The 2,099-nt window shown below is 28.1% G+C and carries 2 protein-coding genes; both read right to left on the bottom strand.

Translation table 11 applies throughout. The features are described from left to right. Positions 1-697, bottom strand: a 697-nt coding sequence (locus L4D09_RS28685) for a hypothetical protein (RefSeq protein ID WP_428460940.1), incomplete at its 3' end; no start/stop codon positions are given. A gap of 142 nt (positions 698-839) precedes the next feature. Next, positions 840-2,045 carry a hypothetical protein gene (locus L4D09_RS28680; protein WP_428460939.1) on the bottom strand — a complete coding sequence of 402 codons (1,206 nt, stop codon included), beginning with the start codon at positions 2,043-2,045 and terminating at the stop codon, positions 840-842. Positions 2,046-2,099: the final 54 nt, after the last annotated feature.

The raw sequence follows: 2,099 nt of genomic DNA, 5'->3' as shown, positions 1-2,099 counted from the left end.
GATTACCACCATAGCCAAAAGCAGTAGGAACATCCCATATATTTACACCTAAAAAAAATGTTTTTAGATTTAATGAGTTCATAAATTCACTATTAATCATACTTCTAGGTGATTCAAAACCACGAGAAAAGTTTGTTTCTAAAATAGCATCTTGAATCCAAGGTAAATTATAAATTATCACTATACCAGCTAAAATAGATAACATAAGCAGTTTACTAATAGAGCCACGTGTTACTATTAATATTAATGATGCCAAAGCTAACGCGATGCCACTTCGCCCATATAAAATCAAACAATAAAAAACAAGTGGTATCAAATAAATCACTTTAGCTTTCTCACCAAGTAACATACAAGAGTAAGCATAAAAAAGCATAGAAAAAATAGCATACCAACTTACACTATTTCGACTTTGCTCAAAAAATATCTCGTTGGCATATATATAAAAAGGAACACCAATTGTTTTACAATAAAGATAATGACCGGTTAAGAATAAAGTAAAAAAAATCGCATTAAATTTTGCTATTGAATGAAAAGTATTGGGATTATTATATAAATATATACATGTATTAAAAATAAAAAATAGATATGATATTTGATATATAAGAACTGCAACTTCTGGTTCATTAGTGTTGATTAACATTCCTATATTGAATAAGGAGAATGTTATAAATGAATATGCAACCAACCTTTTTTCCATACCATATTTCCAGAAGAGAAATAATGATATAGTCGTATATATTACTGTTAACAACCCAAATTTAATCATATACGAAGGAAAACAGTAAGATATTAAAAATAACAATACTGGGATTACATAAACATCAGAACCCCTTAAATATTTAATGTTTTTTATCACGAAAGTTACTCAATGTATGTATTATTCTATTGGATGGCATTGATATATGTGCTAATTCTTTATCAGTAGAGTTATATATAGAACTTGGTCCATCACTATTAAATTCTATTTTTTTATCTTTGATAACATCTATAGCATCATCAATATCACTTAACACCATCACTACTCTATTTTTTTCAAAATCATAATAATCATCAGTTCCTATCCAATCTCTAAATGACAGGCATTTACACTTGGCTATTGATGCATCTAAGAATATTGAGGAGTTACCTGCAACACAAAATTCATAATCACTCAAACTTACAATAGCATCTTTTTGTGATTCATTATAGATACCAAAAGATTCAATGGTACTAACTAGTTCATGCCTCCTATCAGCAGGGTGCATTTTAAACCCAACTTTAAGACCAGAATCCATGAACTTTTTACAAAGTTCAATAATAAATTCATTTTTATCTATCTTATTGAAACAGATTAAAACCCCGCTTTTCTTAGCTGTTACTACGCTATTTTCTATAGTGTTTTCAAATCTAACACAACCTACTTTAAAAACTTTAACATGATCATCTACTTTATAAACCGATTTACTGTATGATCCATCTAAAAAAGCATAATCAAAGTTTAAACGAGGAAACATCTTACTTACATTTGCATGCTGTATATATATAGTCCTAATTTTTTTCTGCTTGCAAACATAATTTGCCACTCGACACCAAACGGTATGATCATTGCTAATAAAAATAGATTTAGTTTTTTTATTATTAAAATAAACTGAGTAATTTAAGTAAAGTCCATATGTATGAATATAACGATCAAAGCGACAACGCATCATTCTTTTTTGAAAGTCATTAGCTCTAAAAAAGTAAGTGTATAAATAAAGTGGTATACAGGTTAATGATACTAAATATGAAAAGCTTTCTCCATTAGAGAAAATAACATTTTTATAATTCCCATGATAATAAAAACTCCCTCCAACTTTAGCAGATAACGGCTGTAATGCCTTTTCCTGATTTACACTACCTACAAAAAAAATATTTTCATTATTTGATTTTCTAAAGTTAAATTTCAAGAAAAACATGCTGACAAAAACATTGTAAAAAAAACGAACAATCCCTTCAATTAAATCATATTTACCTGACCCAAGTAAGTCTACTTGTTTAATCTCTTCTGAGGAAAGGTCGTAATTCAAATCTAATATATCTAATCTAACTAACTCTCTGAATATACTCATATATTATATGAC

Source organism: Photobacterium makurazakiensis, from assembly GCF_050336715.1.
GTDB lineage: Bacteria > Pseudomonadota > Gammaproteobacteria > Enterobacterales > Vibrionaceae > Photobacterium > Photobacterium makurazakiensis.
The sequence above is the reverse complement of the archived record's forward strand: the minus strand, read 5'-3'. Positions and strand labels throughout refer to the sequence as shown.